Below are 15731 nucleotides of genomic sequence, written 5' to 3'. Positions count from 1 at the left end.
TTGCCTTCATATATAGAGTTTGAGAGGAGGAAATTATATGCAATGGTACCTGCATGTGTTAAAAAATTATGCCGTTTTTAAAGGCCGTGCAAGACGGAAGGAATACTGGATGTTTTTTTTGATGAATATGATTGTCACCCTTATTTTAACTGTCGTTGAGTCAATCACCGGTCTGACTGACATCCTGGTTGGAATTTATTCTCTTATCGTTCTTTTACCTTCATTGGCAGTAGGAGTCCGCAGATTACATGATACCGGCAGAACTGGATGGTGGCTTTTAATCAACCTTATCCCGATCATTGGAACAATTGTGATTATTGTGTTCAGTTGTCAAGATAGTCAGCCGAATGCAAATAAATATGGACCAAATCCTAAGATGTAATAGATCAAGTAAACCGCCTATTTTAATAGAGCGGTTTTTTTCTGTATTTTCCGAGCCAAATATCAACAGCATACTTTTATGTTTTCCATGAATTAGGTATTTGGAAGCTATTTTCCAAAACCTGTAAAAAAAGAGGCATTTTACATAAGGAAAAAGGATACAGATTAGAAATACCATCAAATACGAGGAGGCTTTGCGGTGGCGTTAAAGGTCTTGCTGTTTGGAGATATCGGCATTGATGACATTGTTGCCCTAATATATGGAGCGCTGCATGAGGAGATCGAAATCGTTGGGGTTGTAGCTGATTACGGGAACATTCCAAGAAAAAATGCAATGGCCAGCGTCCAGTATTTGCACGATTTATTTAACCAATCTGATCAAATTCCTATTTTTGAAGGGGCAGAGCTTCCGATGACAGGAGAAAATCCGACCTATTATCCTGAAATCCACGGGGAATACGGGATGGGCCCTATCATTCCTGAGCAGGAGTATTCCGGCAAGGGCGATAACTTTCTGGAAATAATAAAGCTTATTGAAGCCCATGGACAAGATCTGACCATTATCAGCATCGGCAGGCTCACATCACTTGCTACCATGTTTATTCACTATAGAACGTTAATGAACAGCGTCAAAGCATATTATGTCATGGGAGGAGCTTTTTGGGTGCCTGGAAATGTGACACCTGTGTCAGAGGCTAATTTCCATGCAGATCCTGTTGCAGCCAAAGTGGTTCTGACTCACGCAAGCAATCTGACGATTATCCCATTGAATGTAACCGAACGAGCCATTGTCAGCCAGGAAATGGTCGATTACATTGCAAGCATAGGGAAAGCCAAAATTCTAAAGCCTCTGCTTGACTACTATTTTGCTTTTTACAAAAAAAGAAATCCGGCTGCACCAGGCAGTCCTGTTCATGATGCCTTAACAATTATGGCTCCGCTTCATCCGGAAATGCTGAGCTACAGATCATTGCCCGTTTATGTTGTCCAATCAAAGGATGGGATAGAAAGAGGCCACAGTATTGCAGATATCAGACCCTATGTGAAAATCGGGGAAAACGAGAAAAAACACCGTATCGCATTTGAACTCAATTACAGTCTGTTCTTTTCTAAATTCATGTCAACCATGACGGGGGAACGATTTTAATAAATAAAAAAAGAGAGCTGCAACACTAGGCAGCTCTCTTTTTTTATTATATTTTCTGTGCACCGATTACACCATTAATCGAATACCCAACTGATATTTCCGCATTCAGCGATTGCGAAACAGAACAATATTTGTCCTTCGACAGCTGAATCGCCCTTATCACTTTTTCTTCTGGCAGATCTCCTTCTAATATATAGTGAATGTGGACCGCTGTGAAGCGTTTCGGATGATCTTCTGCACGTGTACCGTTTACTTCCATGTGAAAAGAGGAAGGATTCAGCCTCATTTTTTGCAGGATAGAAATGATGTCAATTCCAGTACAGCCTGCAACTGCATGTAAAAGCAGCTCCGTTGGCCTTGCACCTGTATTTTCTCCGCCGAATTCTTCTGCGGCATCCATTTTCACTTCATGTCCTGAAGGCGTTGTGCCGGAGAAACTCATTTTTCCGTTCCATTTGATTGATGTGTTCAATTTGTTCAGCCCTTCCTGAATTGATGTTGTTAGCTATTCCCTGATCTGTCCATTTCCATAAATGAAATGTTTGCTTGATGTCAGCGCAGGCAGCCCCATCGGTCCCCTTGCATGCAGTTTTTGTGTGCTGATGCCGATCTCTGCTCCATAGCCAAATTCAAAGCCATCCGTAAATCGGGTTGATGCATTATGATAAACAGCTGCAGCGTCTACCCTTGTCTGAAACTGTGATGCGTTTCCTTCATTCGTTGTAAGTATGGCTTCTGAATGCTTTGTCCCATATTTATTGATATGATGGATGGCTTCCTCCAGATCCTTCACTGACTTTACGCTGACGGTCAGTGCTAAATATTCTGTGCTCCAATCTTCTTCAGCTGCTGGTTTTGCTTTTGGAAAAATAGAGCGGATTTGCTCATCACCATAGATTTCAACTGATTGATCGTGAAGCTGCTGCAATAGCTTTTCCCCGCTCGTTTGAAGCCACTTTTCATGAATCAAAATCGTTTCAATGGCATTGCACACGGATGGACGCTGTGTTTTTCCGTTTAAGACGATCCGTTCAGACATTGTTGGATCTGCTGATTCATCAATGTATATATGGCAGTTGCCTGCGCCTGTTTCAAGGACTGGAACAGTGGATTCTCTAACGACTGTATCGATCAGTTTTTTTCCGCCCCGCGGGATCAAAACATCGAGGTATTCATTTAGGGTGAATAACTCTTTCGCTGTTTCCCTGCTCGTGTCTTCGATGAGCTGCACGGCCTCCTGCGGAATTGCCGTTTGTTCAAGAGCGCGGTGGATGACGGATACAAGCGCTTTGTTTGAATGGATGGAGGATGAGCTGCCTCGCAAGATGACGGCATTTCCTGTTTTCAATGAAAGTGTTGCGGCGTCGATGGTGACGTTTGGCCTTGCTTCATAAATCATGCCGATCACTCCAAGAGGAACACGCTTTTTCTGGATAAGAAGGCCGTTTTCTTTTTCGATGGTTTCAAGTGTTTCTCCGATTGGATCTTTCAGTTTGATCAGGAGACGGATGGCGTGTGCCATGTCTTCAATGCGCTTTTTGTTCAGCAGCATACGGTCAAGGATGGAGTCAGATAATCCATTAGATCTTCCAAAATCAAGGTCCTTTTGATTTTCGGTGACAAGATAGTCTTGTTCCCTTTCTAATTGCTGGGCAATTTTTTCTAATGCGGTATTTTTTTCTTCAGTCGTTTTTCCAATTAAATGATAGCTGACAGCTTTGGCTGCCTTGCCTTTTCTTAGTACTTCGCTCATGTTTTCCCCTCCGTTTCAGGCTTTGACCCAGCGGTCGCGGTGAATCACTTCGATAGAGATAATTTCATCTGTCAATTCGTGGCTTCGTTTCCCCATTACTTGTTTCAGACTTTCTGATGAATAGAGTACTTCTCCTTTCCCGAGCAGACCGTTTGTCCCGAAAACTTCTACGACGTCCCCTGCTTCAAACGTGCCGGTAATGTCATAAATGCCCGCCGGCAAAAGACTTCTTCCGTTTGCAGTCAATGCAAGCTCAGCGCCTTGATCTACATAGATTTTTCCTCTGACGAGTGAATGCAGGGCGATCCATTGCTTGCTGCTGTTGACGTAGAAACGGCTGTCTCCGCCTATGTACGTTCCATCGCCTTTTCCGTCAAGGATTTCGATTAATTTCCCTGACCCCGCTCCGGCGCCGATAAAAATTTTCACGCCTAGAGATAAAGCCGTTTTTGCTGCGATGAGCTTGGACTTCATGCCGCCTGTTCCAACAAGTGAACCTGCCCCTTCAGCTCCCTGCATCATTTGATCTGTGATTTCGAAAAGCTGATCGAACTTTTTGGCAGCTGGATTTTCACGCGGATTAGAATCATACAATCCGTTGATGTCGGTCAAAATAATCAGCTGATCTGCTTGTACGAGTCCGCTGACGAGAGCCGAAAGCATGTCATTGTCGCCAAAGGTTAACTCTTCTACTGAAACCGTATCGTTTTCATTGATGATTGGCAGGATGCCCCGGTCAAGGAGCTCACGGATTGTGGCATAGGCATTTTTATAGCGTTCCTTTTTCGAAAAATCATTGCGGGTGAGCAAAATTTGAGCAGGAATGATGCCAAAACTGCCAAGCTGCTCCATATACGATTGAATCAGGAGACTTTGTCCAACCGCTGCTGCTGCCTGCTTTCCTTTCAGGGTGAGAGGTCTCGCTGGATAGCCCAATTTTCTGAAGCCTGCAGCTACTGCTCCTGATGAGACGAGCAAAACCTCGTGACCAGCTTGTCTAAGGGCGGCGATTGCAGCAATGTGATCCGTAAACTTCTCCTGATCGATTTCTCCTTTGCGGTTCGTTAAGGAGCTGCTGCCAATTTTGACGACAATTCGTTTTTTCATGGGATGGAACCTCCTATTTTGATACAATATGGACGGCCTGCAATTTCTTTTTAGCGAAAACCAGAAATTTAATAGCGAAAACTACATTTTTTCAAGCCGATTTTGAAGATTTATTAACGGAAATTGGGAAACATTTAGCCGAACCGTATGATGGGCCGTCCGGGCAAATAATTTTATATCCAGTACCTCATAAAAAAAAGCCCTTCTCATCCTTATAGAAAGGACGAAAAGGGCTTGGCTTTTCCGTGGTACCACCTTAGTTGGATGCACACAGCATCCCGCTTTGCCTGATAACGCCAGGTTTATGGCGCCTATGTTTTTGACATAGGACTCTGAGGGCAGGTTCTGCGGCTTTGCTGCGGCAGGGTCTTCCAGCTGATAAACCCCGCTCTCTGTCACATAAAGACCCGCATACTAGTCCCTCTTCAACGTTCATTGATTTTTATATATTATGCGGAGTAAACGTCTTTATGTCAAGAACTTCCCATCTTATTTTTTCCACTCAAAACCGTGTGAAACACATCCGATGCTTACAATTAAAACCAGGACATACAGCGTGTTGTTCAGCCATTTTGGCATGATGCATCATCCTTTATTTTATTTTTGCTTCGTCATAAAACCTTGCAAGCTCAATGATCATGGCACCCATTCTTTCAAGCTCAGGTGCAAGCGGATTTTTGACGCCTTCTTCCATCAATGCCTCTGCCGTTATTTTCCCAACAGCTGCCGGCAAAACATGAGTCTCAAATGCGTGAAGGATTTGCGGCAGACACTTCTTTTTTTTCACATAAGCAAATAACTCGCGCACCTGCACTGCGGTTGTAAAACAAACAGCATCTACTTTATGGCTCAGCATTTCCTCACAAAGGAGGCTGACTGCCGCTTCATCTGGAGCAATATGCTGATAAGGCAAAACCTGCAGAACAGTGGCGCCTTTTTCTTCAAGAAATCGGATCAAAGCCGGAGCCGTTTCCCCATGAAGCTGAACCATGATCTTCTTACCGTTCAAATCCTCATTTTCCAGAGCACGCACAAGCCCTCTCGTCGTCCCGTCATCATCTTTTGCCGCAGGTAGTAAACCAAGCTTTTTCAGAGCAGCAAATGTTTTATACCCTCTCGATGCGATTTGCGCCTGATGAATTCTATTTAAATAACCTTCCTCTTCCCCTAGTTTCCGGGCAAGATTTAAAAGCGTTTCCGTTCCTATACCCGTTGTAAAGATGACCCAATCCGCACCGTCATGAATAAATTTCCGCAGTGCCGGCTCAACTTGCTCCTCAGCCAAAAAAACAGTCCCCTGCAGGGAACGGACGAAAGGAATCCCTCCCTGTTTTTCAATTAATGCGCTGATTTCATCTGTTTTACGGGAGCCTGCAATGACAATCCTCTTTCCTTCTAAGCCTTTTCCCATTTTATATCCCCACTTCCTATGATTATATTAAAGAAAAGCCTTTTCGAATGGACCAAGCAATTGGCATATCCGATTTTTCTTATATCTAAAGGTATCATTATGTACTGGTTGTTTCAATCGTTTCTCAGGACAGCCAATGTGTTTTTTTTCACAAAGTGTTCAAACTTTATGTAATCGCTTTCAAAAACTTGTAGTATAATAGGAATATAATCACAGAAAGTCAATTTTATAGACTAATTAACCTTAAATATAACAACTTGCGGAAGGAGAATTCACCATGATCTTAAAAGCTTTGAGGCGAAATAAATTAGTAACGGTTAACTATTACATCGACGGTGCGATTCAGACATTAAAAGGCCGCGTTCACAACCTGGACCTTAGTGATCAGACACTGTCTTTAGAGGACGAAAACAAGAATATTTTCTCTATCAGGCTTGCAGGAATTAAAGAAATTTATTAAAGAAAAAAGCACTTGAACCATTTCAAGTGCTTTTTTCTTTATGGATGAAGCGGCCGGTAAATGGTCTTGATAAATTTCCGCATCACCTCAGGTAAGATTTTATGCCGTCTGGTATTCAATACATTTATGATTTCCAGCTGATCATCAGAAGAAAGGTTCCAGTCTGGGGGAATGAACGCAAAGATTTCTTCCAGCAGCTGTGTCGGAATTGTCTGCACCCTCTCAATTTCTTTCCAAAAGACTTCTTCTTCCTTAATGAATGAAGCCATCATTTGGTGGGTTGCACTCTTCAATAATGTATGCGGAAGCTGTTGCAGGTCTTCTGCTGCCCAAGAATAAGATCCAAAAATTTCTGCGTGGTCAATAACATTCAGTATATAATTTCCAGGAGATTTTTCTTGCAGAATAATATTTTTCTTCGTCCGGTCTGTATTGCAGAGCCAATAATCAAAAACAATAATCTTTGCAAGTTCTGAGGTATTTACTATAGATTTCACTTCTGCCTGATGTCCATTCACACTATCTGGGATATACTCACTTGCAAATTGTTTGGAGGTATACTGAAGATCTTCATTCTGGGGGATCGTCTCAAAAAAAGATTCTGATAGGTCGGTTATTGCTGAATAAGGCACCGGCAATCCCATAAAACGGGCAATGCAGTAACCAAACCATTCATTAATAAGCGCTTTATTTTCGGAAGGCTTATAAAATTTAACAACATAATCTCGCTTATCCTCAAAAGTTATGAGATGGGCATTATTCGTCTTGCTCTCAAAAAGATTTTTATAAATGGGAGCAGTCATTTGTCATCAGCTCTCGTTACTTCCTTTAGAATCTCAATATATCTTTCAGCACAGTGTGAAAGCTGAAACATGTTTTCAACACGTTCAGTGGAAAGAGTTGAAAGCGTTTGATAGTTTTCAGGGTGATCGACTATTTTATAGATTTGCTCTACTGCACCTCTGACATGATTTTCGCGAAATAAGTAGCCTGTCTTCCCATGTTCGACGATTTCAGGTATGGAAGAAACGTTAGGAGCCACTACTGGAACTCCACAAGCCATTGCTTCGATAAATGTGTTTCCAAATGACTCTGCAAGAGTAGTCGCAAGAGTGCAGCCGCCAGATTGCCTAATCTTTGAATAGATTTCAGGCATTTCATGATAAGGAATGACAGGATACCATTTTACAATGTCTGTAAGATCCAGCCTTTTCCATTCAGCTTCGAACAAATCACGTTCCACACTCTTTGCCCCGCCGATAACCCAAAATTGAATATCCTCCCTTTCTTTGCTGACTACTTTGGCAATTTTAAGCATGAGCCTCCAATTTTTTCTTACATCCAATCTTCCAATATAGGCAACTATTTTTTTGTCCGGGGGAAGTAATGGATCACTTTTACTTGTTATTTCAATTGGGCGAAAAAGAGAAGGATCGATTCCATTGTGAATCACTTCAATTGGGATTTCCTGATTGATCAGAATGGATAAAACCCGCTTTTGATATTCAGATGGGACAACAAAGGTATAAGGTTTAATTTTTTCAACGCCTTTTAGATTACGGTGCAATTTTACAATTTCCGGTGTTCGTGCTTCCACTACGATTGGACCGCTGTAATTTGCGTCTTCAAGCCACTGGTATGCTTTACTTGTATCAACAACAATAATGACATCGTAATGATTTTCGGTTAAAATCCTTTTTATTTTCTTTTTGTCATTAGTTAAATACACCGTTGCTATATCTTGTATCATGTGCATTCCGCCCAAGTCCTTACTATAAAGAAAATCAGTGGTTATCCCATATTTTTTAAAGTAGATCGCCCGATTTCTCCAGCCTGCATTTACACCGCCGACCGTCAGCAGACGCCAAATAACTAAGATCTTCATCAGGTTCTCTCCTCTCTCTGATTTTATTTTTTGCCTTTTTCTTTAAGAGTCTTCATTTCATTTTGCTTTTCTAATTCTCTATTTTTCTCTTCTTTTACTACTTTACGGACAAGATTTTCAAGCTGTGCGTAATGTTTTTCGGTGTCGTTTGTCGTAAGCAATTTTTTTGTTTTTTTACGCAGAGATTTTGAGTCTGTGTTCTTTTCGGAAGAAATTTTATCGTAAAGCTGCCTGGATACTTCCTCCATCTGCATATAGTGCTGCCACTCGTTATAAAGTTCTGGTGCTGCTTCCTTTACATGTGAGAGAAACACAGCTTTATAATCCTCTCCAAGGCTCATTAAAAGTTTTCGGGGATAGGGGTATGTCCGATTCCTCCACACAGTTCTTCCTACATCAATTACTTTTAGCGATCCATCATGCTGAAGGTAGATTTGCCTCTTATGATGATCAATCCGCTCATATCCAATTTCTTTAAAAACCATAAGCATTTCAATCAGCTTATAAGAGAGCTCCTTCGTTAAAGGATTCACCTGAAGATATTCACGCAGATCTACACCATATACCATATCCATGACAACATAGTTTCTCCCTTTGCAATGAACTTTTGGAAATAGCTGAGTGTTCTTTCCTAATGAAAGAGCATAATATTCACGTTCACAATCCTCTATTTCACCATAAATTTTCATGCAGAACTGATTATTGATTTTGAAAACAGCTCCCTGTCTCCCTTTTCCGATCATTTCCAGACCCGATTTATTTTCAACTTCTACATCCATATCCTCATACTTTATTACACTAATTTTCTTTGCTTTCTTTTTTATTTCATTGCATTTAATAGAAGCCACTTTCTTCACTTCCTCTGCTGATTTTTGTCAAATTACAACACAATTCTTATATAGTAAATGATATTTCACCCCATTTTGACATGGATAGAAGTACAGTTTGAAATGATTATTTACTAGCTTACCCTGCATGATTTAAAGGATTTTCCAAAACAGTTATCGAAATATAGCCTGGATGTGACGGGAGTGATTAAAATTGATCTACAGAAGAAAGACCTATAAAATTCTGCCTGAAAAAGCGAAATTATTTAATCAATTTTTCCATGATTTCCTTTTGCCGAATCAACTCAAAAATGGAGCGAGATTGACCGGCCGCTGGATAAATGAAACGAAAGACGAAATTGTCGCTATATGGGAGTATGATAGTTATGAAGAATATATAAAAATTGAAGAACGTGTAAAAAAAGATAAGATGCATAAGCTGGCGGCAGAAAAATTAAAGACATTTGGTACACTTTTCACATCAAGTGAACAAGATTTTCTTAACCCTGCGGGAAACTATCATTTTCCCAGACACACCGTTACTGTATCCGGCTATATTACGAATAAAGAAGGTGAAGTTCTGCTCGTAAATACTTTTTGGAGAACGGATACATGGGAACTTCCGGGCGGAGCAGTTGATGAAGGGGAAACACTAGATACAGCTCTGTGCAGAGAGATCCTTGAAGAAACAGGTATTGAGGTTAAACTCCATGGTGTTTCCGGTGTTTATTCAAATGGAACTACCATTACAATTGTTTTTATTGGCTCGTACAAAGGCGGTAAAGTAATGCCTTCTGATGAAACAAAAGAAGCAGGGTTTCATAAGCTGGACTCTTCTAATATAGAAAACTTTGTTACTCGTGCAAAATATCAGCCTAGGGTAAAGGATGCGATGTCTGGGAGATACATCCCCTATGAAGCATTCAAGGTGCGTCCCTATGAACTTTTGAATCGAATGGGAGATTCCTGAAGTCGTTATCCTGCTTGGCAAATACTTAAAAAGAAGAACTGCATGATTGCAGCTCTTCTTTTCACTTTTAGACGATTACTGAAACCTTTGAAGGATTGAACCCCTTCCATTATCCACATTAACTTCAGCGTAAGCTCCATTAATTAACGTGATTTGCGGAGGCTGATGGCCGCAATCGATGTCATATATGATTGGAACGTCCAGTTCCTCAGCAAGATCATTGTATACATCCAACACTGTATAATCATCGACAGGATGATTTGCGGCACTTCTTCCGAACAAAATTCCCGAACAGTTTTCAAACCATCCTGCCAGCCTCAGCTGAACAAGGGATCTGCGCAAATCGGTTGCTGTCTGCTCACAGTTTTCAAAATACCAGAGAATGGGTTCGTTTGGAATGTACTGTTCGCTGAACGTTTTGATATCGCCAAATGGCGTTCCGGCTAAATGGCTAATCAAATCAATACATCCTCCGAGCAATCGGCCTTCTGCTTTTTCTGACCGATTGGACAAGGTCTTCCATTCTGTTGGTTGAGTTAAATGAAAAATGTGCGGAGTCGGATTGTTGTGCTGCCACTCATTCTGGTAATGGCAGGAAGAGAATTGAAGAATCGATTCCCCGCTTTTTGTCTTAAGAACGTTCTCCCACATTGCTGTTGCAGGATCGGATTTCTCGCCTCTTAAATCCACAAGATTGGTTCCATGAGCAGTGGCCATTCCGGTCTTTAGCGTGATGGCAAGCAGAAGCGGACTGATATCGGAATAGCCCAGCACCCATTTCTGCTTGATTGAGTCATAGTTTATAAGTTCAAGAATCTCAATCAAAAGCTCGCCGCCCCAGGGAGGGATAATCAGATCAATTTCTTCGTCCTGCATCATACGGTTAAATTCTTCTGCCCGAGTTCTAAAATGAGCTGATTTTGCTTTTTCCTGCGTCCACGGTGTTTTTCCGCAGATCACTTTGTACCCCCTAGATTCCATGCGGGTGCAGGCTTGGGTAAGAATATCGTGCAATTCTGACGGAACCCCTGATGAGGGTGCCGTTACTCCGATTGTTGCTTCATTTTTTAAGATAGGATAGGTAATCATTGATTTCCTCCTGACCGTTTTAGCTGATTTTAACTAAGAAATTACGATCCAACAATGTTTATTATGATTATTTTAAAAATTCTTTCCATTTTTATAGTTATACTGTCCGAAACTATCCATTTACTGTCCGGTTTAACTGAATTACTTTCTATAATGAGGCATTTACTTTCTTGGTGTGCTCGCTCGCTAAACGACTTCGTTCGAGTTCACATTTGTACGGAATTAATTTGAAAAGTCCCGGAATTAATTTGAAAAGTCTTGGAATTATCTTTAAAAGTCTCGGAATAAAGTTTCAAAGTCTCTGGATTATCTCGTATTATGCTATTTTCCTTCACCTTTACCGCAATAAATAAGGAAAAACAGTCATCTAAACCGTGTTCCCTGAGGTAGTTCTATTCTTTAGAATGACTTTCCTTCAAAATAAAAACGAACCCTCTCAAGGAAGGTTCGTTTTCACTCAAATTTATCCACCAAACGAAAAGTCAGCTGTCATCAAACTCCTGAATAAGCTGAAAATCCGCCATCGACCGGAATCACCGTTCCAGTCACAAATCGGGATGCTTCATTGCTGACAAGCCAAAGCAGCGTTCCATTCAAATCCTCAGGATCTCCAAATCTCTCGAGCGGTGTCTGGTTAAGAATCTTTTTAGCCCGATCTGTGTAGCTGCCGTCTGTATTCGTTAATAAATTTCGATTTTGCTCCGTTAAAAAGAAGCCCGGTGCAATGGCATTAACGCGTATGCCTGCCTTTGACATATGCACAGCCAGCCATTGAGTAAAGTTGCTGACTGCCGCTTTTGCCCCGCTGTAAGCTGGAATTTTTGTCAGTGGGGTATAGGCATTCATTGATGAGACATTAATGATCACATCACCTTCCCCCATATCTCTGCCAAATACTTGAGTGGCCTGCAGGGTTCCGAGAAAGTTCAAATCAAAGACTGAACGGACCCCTTCTGAATCCAAATCAAAAAACGTATTGATTTCTGAGTTTTTCAAATCCTCATGGAAATAGTATTCTTTATCCGTATTCCCTTTAGGGTGATTTCCCCCTGCACCATTTATTAGAATGCTGCAGGGGCCAAGCTTTTCATTCACTTCTGCTTTTGCCCGCTCAAGACTTGTTTTATCAAGCACATCAGCAGATAGTGCTATAGCCGTCCCGCCATCTGCACGAATTTCTTCGGCAACGCGTTCCACAGATTCCTGGCGTCTGCTTATGACTGCCGTTTTTGCTCCGCATGCTGCTAGAGCTTTGGCAAATTGGCTGCACAGAACACCGCTTCCACCAGTAATGACAGCCACTTTTCCCTCTAAATCAATTTGAAAAGGAATCTTCATATTTCTTCCCCGTTTCGCCTTGTCTGTTTTTTTCTTTTGTTGCAGCTTCCCACAAACCATTTAGATAGGCAGCACCAAGTGCGCGGTCATACAAACCATAACCCGGTTTTCCTGTTTCTCCCCAGATCATTCTGCCATGATCCGGTCTTGCCGGTCCTGAAAAATCAACTTCTCTTAAGGCACGGACAATTTCATACATATCCAATGAACCGTCCGTTGAAAGATGGGCAGATTCCTGAAAGGATTTTTCACCTGTCCATTTAATGTTTCTTAAGTGAATGAAATTGATCTTCCCTTTGCTGCCAAAATAACGGACAAATTCAGGGAAATCATGATCTGGATTTGCACCGAGAGAACCGCTGCATAAACAAAGTCCGTTATATGGACTTTCATAAAGATTGACGAATCTGTCTAAGTTCTCTTTACTGTTAATAATTCTCGGCAGTCCGAAGATTGACCATGGCGGATCATCCGGATGAATGGCCATTTTGACTTCTTCTTCCTCAGCAACCGGAATGATTTCTTTAATAAAATACGAGAGATTCGCCCACAATTTCTCTTCCGATACATTCTGATATTGGTTCAGCAGGTTTTTTAATTGCTCCGGTTCATAGCTTGTGTCCCATCCCGGCAGCTTTAAGTCTCCGTTTATCGGATTCATTTGCTTTACTTTTTCTTCTTCATAAATAAGAGCAGTTGAGCCATCTTCTAATTCATAGTCAAGTGATGAACGAGTCCAGTCAAAGACAGGCATAAAGTTATAACATACAATTTTAATTCCAGCCCTGGATAAATTTCGAATCGTAGTTTTGTAGTTTTCTATATATCGATCTCTGGAAGGAAGGCCGAGCTTTATATCCTCATGAACAGGAACGCTCTCTATTACACTTAGGCTTAAGCCGCTCTCTTCAACCTTCTTTTTGAGCTCAATAATTTTGTCGTAAGGCCAGGCATCCCCGACAGGGATATCGTAAATAGCGGATACAATTCCAGTCATGCCCGGAATCTGGCGGATCTTTTGTAAGGTAACAGGATCATTGTCCCCATACCAGCGAAATGTCATTTGCATAAGCGTTTTCCCTCCATCTGATTATCTGGTAATCTCAAAATATGTTTTCGCATTGTTATAGCAAATATCCTGCACCATTTGACCGAGCAGTTCATAATCATCTGGTGCTTCGCCTTTGTGAACCCAGCCGCCGATTAAGTTACATAGAATTCTGCGGAAGTATTCATGTCTTGTATAAGACAGGAAACTGCGGGAATCCGTCACCATGCCTACAAAATTGCTGATCAGTCCTATACTTGCAAGGTCTGTCATCTGGCGGATCATCCCGTCTTTTTGATCGTTAAACCACCAGCCTGTGCCAAATTGAAGCTTCCCTCTTGCTTCTTCATTTTGAAAATTGCCGACGGCTGAAGCGATGATCGGATTATGAGCAGGATTCAAATTATAGAGAATGGTCTTTGGCAGCTCATTCTCTCTGTCAAGACGACTCAGAAACTGATTCAGCGGCTTTGCCAGTTCAAAATCGTTCATGGAATCAAACCCAGCATCAGGACCTATTTTCTCAAACATTTTTGAATTGTTATTGCGGATCGCCCCAATGTGAAGCTGCATTGCCCAGCCATGAGAATGATACAATTTTCCGAGATGAAGAAGTGTATATGTCTTATATTTATTTTCTTCAGATAAGGTGATGGATTGACCTTGAATGGCCTTATCAAATATCGCTGAAACTTCTTCCAGTGCTGCTTCTTCATAGAAAAGATGGTCAAAACCATGGTCTGACACTCTGCACCCTGCTTCGTCGAAATAATCGACCCTATTTTCAAAAGCCTTTAATAAATCTTGGTAGCCTTTGATTTCGATATTTGCTGCTTTAGACAGCTTCTCTATGTAACGAAGAAAACCTTGCTGCGTAATTTCTATGCCTTTATCAGGACGAAAAGCTGGCAGAACAGCTGTCTCTATCCTTTCATTTGCCCGAATTTCCTTATGATAGGCTAGTGAATCTGCCGGATCATCTGTTGTGCAAATCACATGAACGTTTGATTTTTTAATGATGGACTGAGCAGAAAAATCCTTCTGCTGAAGCAGATGATTGCAGCTCTCCCAGATTTCGTCTCCTGTTTTTTCACTCAGCGGCAAATCGATGTTGAAATACCGCTTCAGCTCCAAGTGAGTCCAATGATAAAGGGGATTGCCTATACAGGATGGCATTGTTTTTGCCCATGCATCAAACTTTTCCTTATCGCTTGCATTGCCTGTAATCAGATCTTCGCTGATGCCGTTTGCACGCATGGCTCTCCATTTGTAGTGATCGCCGTTCAGCCAGATTTCTGTCAAGTTTCGGAATTGCTTGTTTTCCGCAATTTCTTCAGGACTCAAATGACAGTGGTAATCATAGATCGGCATTTCTTTTGCATATTCATGGTAGAGAATCCTAGAGCTTTCGTAATCTAATAGAAAATCGTCATCCATAAATTTTTTCACTTCAGATTTCCTCCTGTTTCAAATAGATTTGATCTCCGCTTTTATACTCTGCACTGTCTATAATCAGCTTTCTTTTTTCACCCTGCGGCAAAATAAATGCTGCTGTGTCATATGGAAGAGTGAAATTCCCCTCTATTTCAGCGTTTATATGAATCTCTGTTTCTGTTGTATTCATTTTGACAGCCACATAAGCGAAGTCTTCTTTGTATTGTGCTGTCACGCCGTCATCTTCATATAATCTGTACACGGATTCACTGCTGCCCTTTTCAGGGAATAACAGAAACCCTCTTTCATCTTTATGTTTATCAGCAAATGAAACGTCCGCCAGATTAACAGGAAGGATGCTTCCTCCTTTTACAAGCAGGGGAACATAATGAAGAGGTGCGGGAATGGTAACCGTCTGTCCGCCTTCAAACCATGTTCCTTCATGGAAGTCATACCAGCCTCCGTCGTGCTGCGGCAAATAGACGTCCCGCTGTTTTTTCCCTTTTTCTACAACAGATGCGACTAACAGGTTATCTCCGAGCATAAAATCATCGTTTTCTTCAAATGTCGTGTCATCATGCTATCTCGCAAACTCAGTCAGCGATTTATGCACAGGGTGCGTTTCGCTTTGGTTATGTGCGAGCCTCATCGTGATCGATCCATGACTTGATGCCTGTGTGCTGCATGCAGACAATACGCCAGCTGCAAGCAGGCAGATCATCATAAATGCCATCCATTTTTTCAAATGCCATCCCTCCTGAAATTATACTGCCCCTTTGTTAACGGTTACATTTTTAATTAAGGCTGTTTCGCTTAGAATGTTGTTTTTGATGATACAATGTTGTCCGTTCCCTTTCCGCTCCAGGAACTTGCTTTCCGCG

General features: G+C 41.5%; 17 protein-coding genes, 1 pseudogene and 1 other annotated feature. Of the genes and pseudogenes, 4 read left to right on the top strand and 14 right to left on the bottom strand.

Features of this window, described 5'->3' with window-relative positions:
* The first annotated feature begins 37 nt into the window (after nucleotides 1–37).
* Both K8L98_RS07305 and K8L98_RS07300 read left to right on the top strand, forming a co-directional pair.
* A complete protein-coding gene (locus tag K8L98_RS07305; RefSeq protein ID WP_223440783.1) occupies nucleotides 38–382 on the top strand; it encodes a DUF805 domain-containing protein in 345 nt (114 codons plus the stop codon).
* Between the two features lie 198 nt (nucleotides 383–580).
* Nucleotides 581–1528 carry a nucleoside hydrolase gene (locus K8L98_RS07300; protein ID WP_223440782.1) on the top strand — a complete coding sequence of 316 codons (948 nt, stop codon included), beginning with the start codon at nucleotides 581–583 and terminating at the stop codon, nucleotides 1526–1528.
* Nucleotides 1529–1574: 46 nt separating this feature from the next.
* On the opposite strand, the gene K8L98_RS07295 is transcribed toward K8L98_RS07300, so the two are convergent.
* The 4 genes from K8L98_RS07295 to K8L98_RS07280 all read right to left on the bottom strand — a co-directional run bounded on the left by K8L98_RS07295 (nucleotide 1575) and on the right by K8L98_RS07280 (nucleotide 5799).
* Nucleotides 1575–1970, bottom strand: a complete 396-nt coding sequence (locus tag K8L98_RS07295; RefSeq protein WP_420828861.1) for an OsmC family protein — start codon at nucleotides 1968–1970, stop codon at nucleotides 1575–1577.
* Nucleotides 1971–2033: 63 nt separating this feature from the next.
* On the bottom strand, nucleotides 2034–3281 hold the full coding sequence (locus K8L98_RS07290) for a glutamate-5-semialdehyde dehydrogenase (protein ID WP_223440779.1): 1248 nt from the start codon (nucleotides 3279–3281) through the stop codon (nucleotides 2034–2036).
* Between the two features lie 15 nt (nucleotides 3282–3296).
* Nucleotides 3297–4388: a glutamate 5-kinase gene (gene proB / locus K8L98_RS07285; protein WP_223440778.1), complete on the bottom strand. Its 1092-nt coding sequence runs from the start codon at nucleotides 4386–4388 to the stop codon at nucleotides 3297–3299.
* A gap of 216 nt (nucleotides 4389–4604) precedes the next feature.
* Nucleotides 4605–4826, bottom strand: a binding site (T-box leader).
* 154 nt (nucleotides 4827–4980) lie between these two features.
* Complete coding sequence (locus tag K8L98_RS07280) at nucleotides 4981–5799, bottom strand: uroporphyrinogen-III synthase (protein WP_223440777.1); 819 nt, start codon at nucleotides 5797–5799, stop codon at nucleotides 4981–4983.
* Between the two features lie 277 nt (nucleotides 5800–6076).
* Here K8L98_RS07280 and K8L98_RS07275 point away from each other — a divergent pair, with 277 nt between their 5' ends.
* Nucleotides 6077–6259, top strand: coding sequence for a YolD-like family protein (locus K8L98_RS07275; RefSeq protein ID WP_133311741.1), 183 nt, complete (start codon nucleotides 6077–6079; stop codon nucleotides 6257–6259).
* A 38-nt stretch (nucleotides 6260–6297) separates the two neighbouring features.
* On the opposite strand, the gene K8L98_RS07270 is transcribed toward K8L98_RS07275, so the two are convergent.
* From K8L98_RS07270 to K8L98_RS07260, 3 genes are read right to left on the bottom strand one after another with little or no spacing between them, the layout of a single operon-like run.
* Nucleotides 6298–7062 (bottom strand): HipA family kinase, encoded by a 765-nt coding sequence (locus tag K8L98_RS07270; protein ID WP_223440776.1) that lies wholly within the window; start codon nucleotides 7060–7062, stop codon nucleotides 6298–6300.
* Nucleotides 7059–8144 carry a glycosyltransferase family 4 protein gene (locus K8L98_RS07265; protein ID WP_223440775.1) on the bottom strand — a complete coding sequence of 362 codons (1086 nt, stop codon included), beginning with the start codon at nucleotides 8142–8144 and terminating at the stop codon, nucleotides 7059–7061. The genes K8L98_RS07270 and K8L98_RS07265 overlap by 4 nt, the downstream gene beginning before the upstream one ends.
* Nucleotides 8145–8167: 23 nt before the next feature.
* On the bottom strand, nucleotides 8168–8992 hold the full coding sequence (locus K8L98_RS07260; protein ID WP_223440774.1) for a hypothetical protein: 825 nt from the start codon (nucleotides 8990–8992) through the stop codon (nucleotides 8168–8170).
* 193 nt (nucleotides 8993–9185) lie between these two features.
* Between K8L98_RS07260 and K8L98_RS07255 the strand changes: the two genes are divergently transcribed.
* Entirely contained in the window at nucleotides 9186–9941 is a 756-nt protein-coding gene (locus K8L98_RS07255; protein WP_223440773.1) for an NUDIX hydrolase, read from the top strand.
* 75 nt (nucleotides 9942–10016) lie between these two features.
* On the opposite strand, the gene K8L98_RS07250 is transcribed toward K8L98_RS07255, so the two are convergent.
* The 7 genes and pseudogenes from K8L98_RS07250 to K8L98_RS07225 all read right to left on the bottom strand — a co-directional run bounded on the left by K8L98_RS07250 (nucleotide 10017) and on the right by K8L98_RS07225 (nucleotide 15595).
* Entirely contained in the window at nucleotides 10017–11030 is a 1014-nt protein-coding gene (locus K8L98_RS07250) for a S66 family peptidase (RefSeq protein ID WP_223440770.1), read from the bottom strand.
* A gap of 492 nt (nucleotides 11031–11522) precedes the next feature.
* Complete coding sequence (locus tag K8L98_RS07245; protein WP_223440768.1) at nucleotides 11523–12368, bottom strand: SDR family oxidoreductase; 846 nt, start codon at nucleotides 12366–12368, stop codon at nucleotides 11523–11525.
* Nucleotides 12346–13437 carry a mannonate dehydratase gene (uxuA, locus tag K8L98_RS07240; RefSeq protein ID WP_223440766.1) on the bottom strand — a complete coding sequence of 364 codons (1092 nt, stop codon included), beginning with the start codon at nucleotides 13435–13437 and terminating at the stop codon, nucleotides 12346–12348. Before uxuA ends, K8L98_RS07245 begins: the two co-directional genes overlap by 23 nt.
* Before the next feature lie 21 nt (nucleotides 13438–13458).
* On the bottom strand, nucleotides 13459–14865 hold the full coding sequence (uxaC, locus tag K8L98_RS07235; protein WP_223440763.1) for a glucuronate isomerase: 1407 nt from the start codon (nucleotides 14863–14865) through the stop codon (nucleotides 13459–13461).
* A 1-nt stretch (nucleotide 14866) separates the two neighbouring features.
* A complete protein-coding gene (locus K8L98_RS26535) occupies nucleotides 14867–15112 on the bottom strand; it encodes a DUF5110 domain-containing protein (protein ID WP_275976757.1) in 246 nt (81 codons plus the stop codon).
* 102 nt (nucleotides 15113–15214) lie between these two features.
* Nucleotides 15215–15415 (bottom strand): annotated as a pseudogene (locus K8L98_RS26530) (hypothetical protein); the annotation flags it as partial.
* Between the two features lie 15 nt (nucleotides 15416–15430).
* Nucleotides 15431–15595 (bottom strand): hypothetical protein, encoded by a 165-nt coding sequence (locus tag K8L98_RS07225; protein WP_223440759.1) that lies wholly within the window; start codon nucleotides 15593–15595, stop codon nucleotides 15431–15433.
* Nucleotides 15596–15731: the final 136 nt, after the last annotated feature.

Origin of the sequence: Metabacillus dongyingensis (genome assembly GCF_019933155.2) — a bacterium.
In the GTDB taxonomy this organism is placed as follows: Bacteria; Bacillota; Bacilli; order Bacillales; family Bacillaceae; genus Bacillus_P; species Bacillus_P dongyingensis.
This window is presented reverse-complemented; position numbering and strand designations above follow the sequence as displayed.

Excerpts from the sequence above, each read along its gene's own strand:
- K8L98_RS07280 (WP_223440777.1), bottom strand. The coding sequence starts at position 5,799 with ATGGGAAAAGGCTTAGAAGGAAAGAGGATTGTCATTGCAGGCTCCCGT.
- K8L98_RS07270 (WP_223440776.1), bottom strand. The coding sequence starts at position 7,062 with ATGACTGCTCCCATTTATAAAAATCTTTTTGAGAGCAAGACGAATAAT.
- proB (WP_223440778.1), bottom strand. The coding sequence starts at position 4,388 with ATGAAAAAACGAATTGTCGTCAAAATTGGCAGCAGCTCCTTAACGAAC.
- K8L98_RS07290 (WP_223440779.1), bottom strand. The coding sequence starts at position 3,281 with ATGAGCGAAGTACTAAGAAAAGGCAAGGCAGCCAAAGCTGTCAGCTAT.
- uxuA (WP_223440766.1), bottom strand. The coding sequence starts at position 13,437 with ATGCAAATGACATTTCGCTGGTATGGGGACAATGATCCTGTTACCTTA.
- K8L98_RS07265 (WP_223440775.1), bottom strand. The coding sequence starts at position 8,144 with ATGAAGATCTTAGTTATTTGGCGTCTGCTGACGGTCGGCGGTGTAAAT.
- K8L98_RS07305 (WP_223440783.1), top strand. The coding sequence starts at position 38 with ATGCAATGGTACCTGCATGTGTTAAAAAATTATGCCGTTTTTAAAGGC.
- K8L98_RS07295 (WP_420828861.1), bottom strand. The coding sequence starts at position 1,970 with ATGAGTTTCTCCGGCACAACGCCTTCAGGACATGAAGTGAAAATGGAT.
- K8L98_RS07245 (WP_223440768.1), bottom strand. The coding sequence starts at position 12,368 with ATGAAGATTCCTTTTCAAATTGATTTAGAGGGAAAAGTGGCTGTCATT.
- K8L98_RS07275 (WP_133311741.1), top strand. The coding sequence starts at position 6,077 with ATGATCTTAAAAGCTTTGAGGCGAAATAAATTAGTAACGGTTAACTAT.
- K8L98_RS07250 (WP_223440770.1), bottom strand. The coding sequence starts at position 11,030 with ATGATTACCTATCCTATCTTAAAAAATGAAGCAACAATCGGAGTAACG.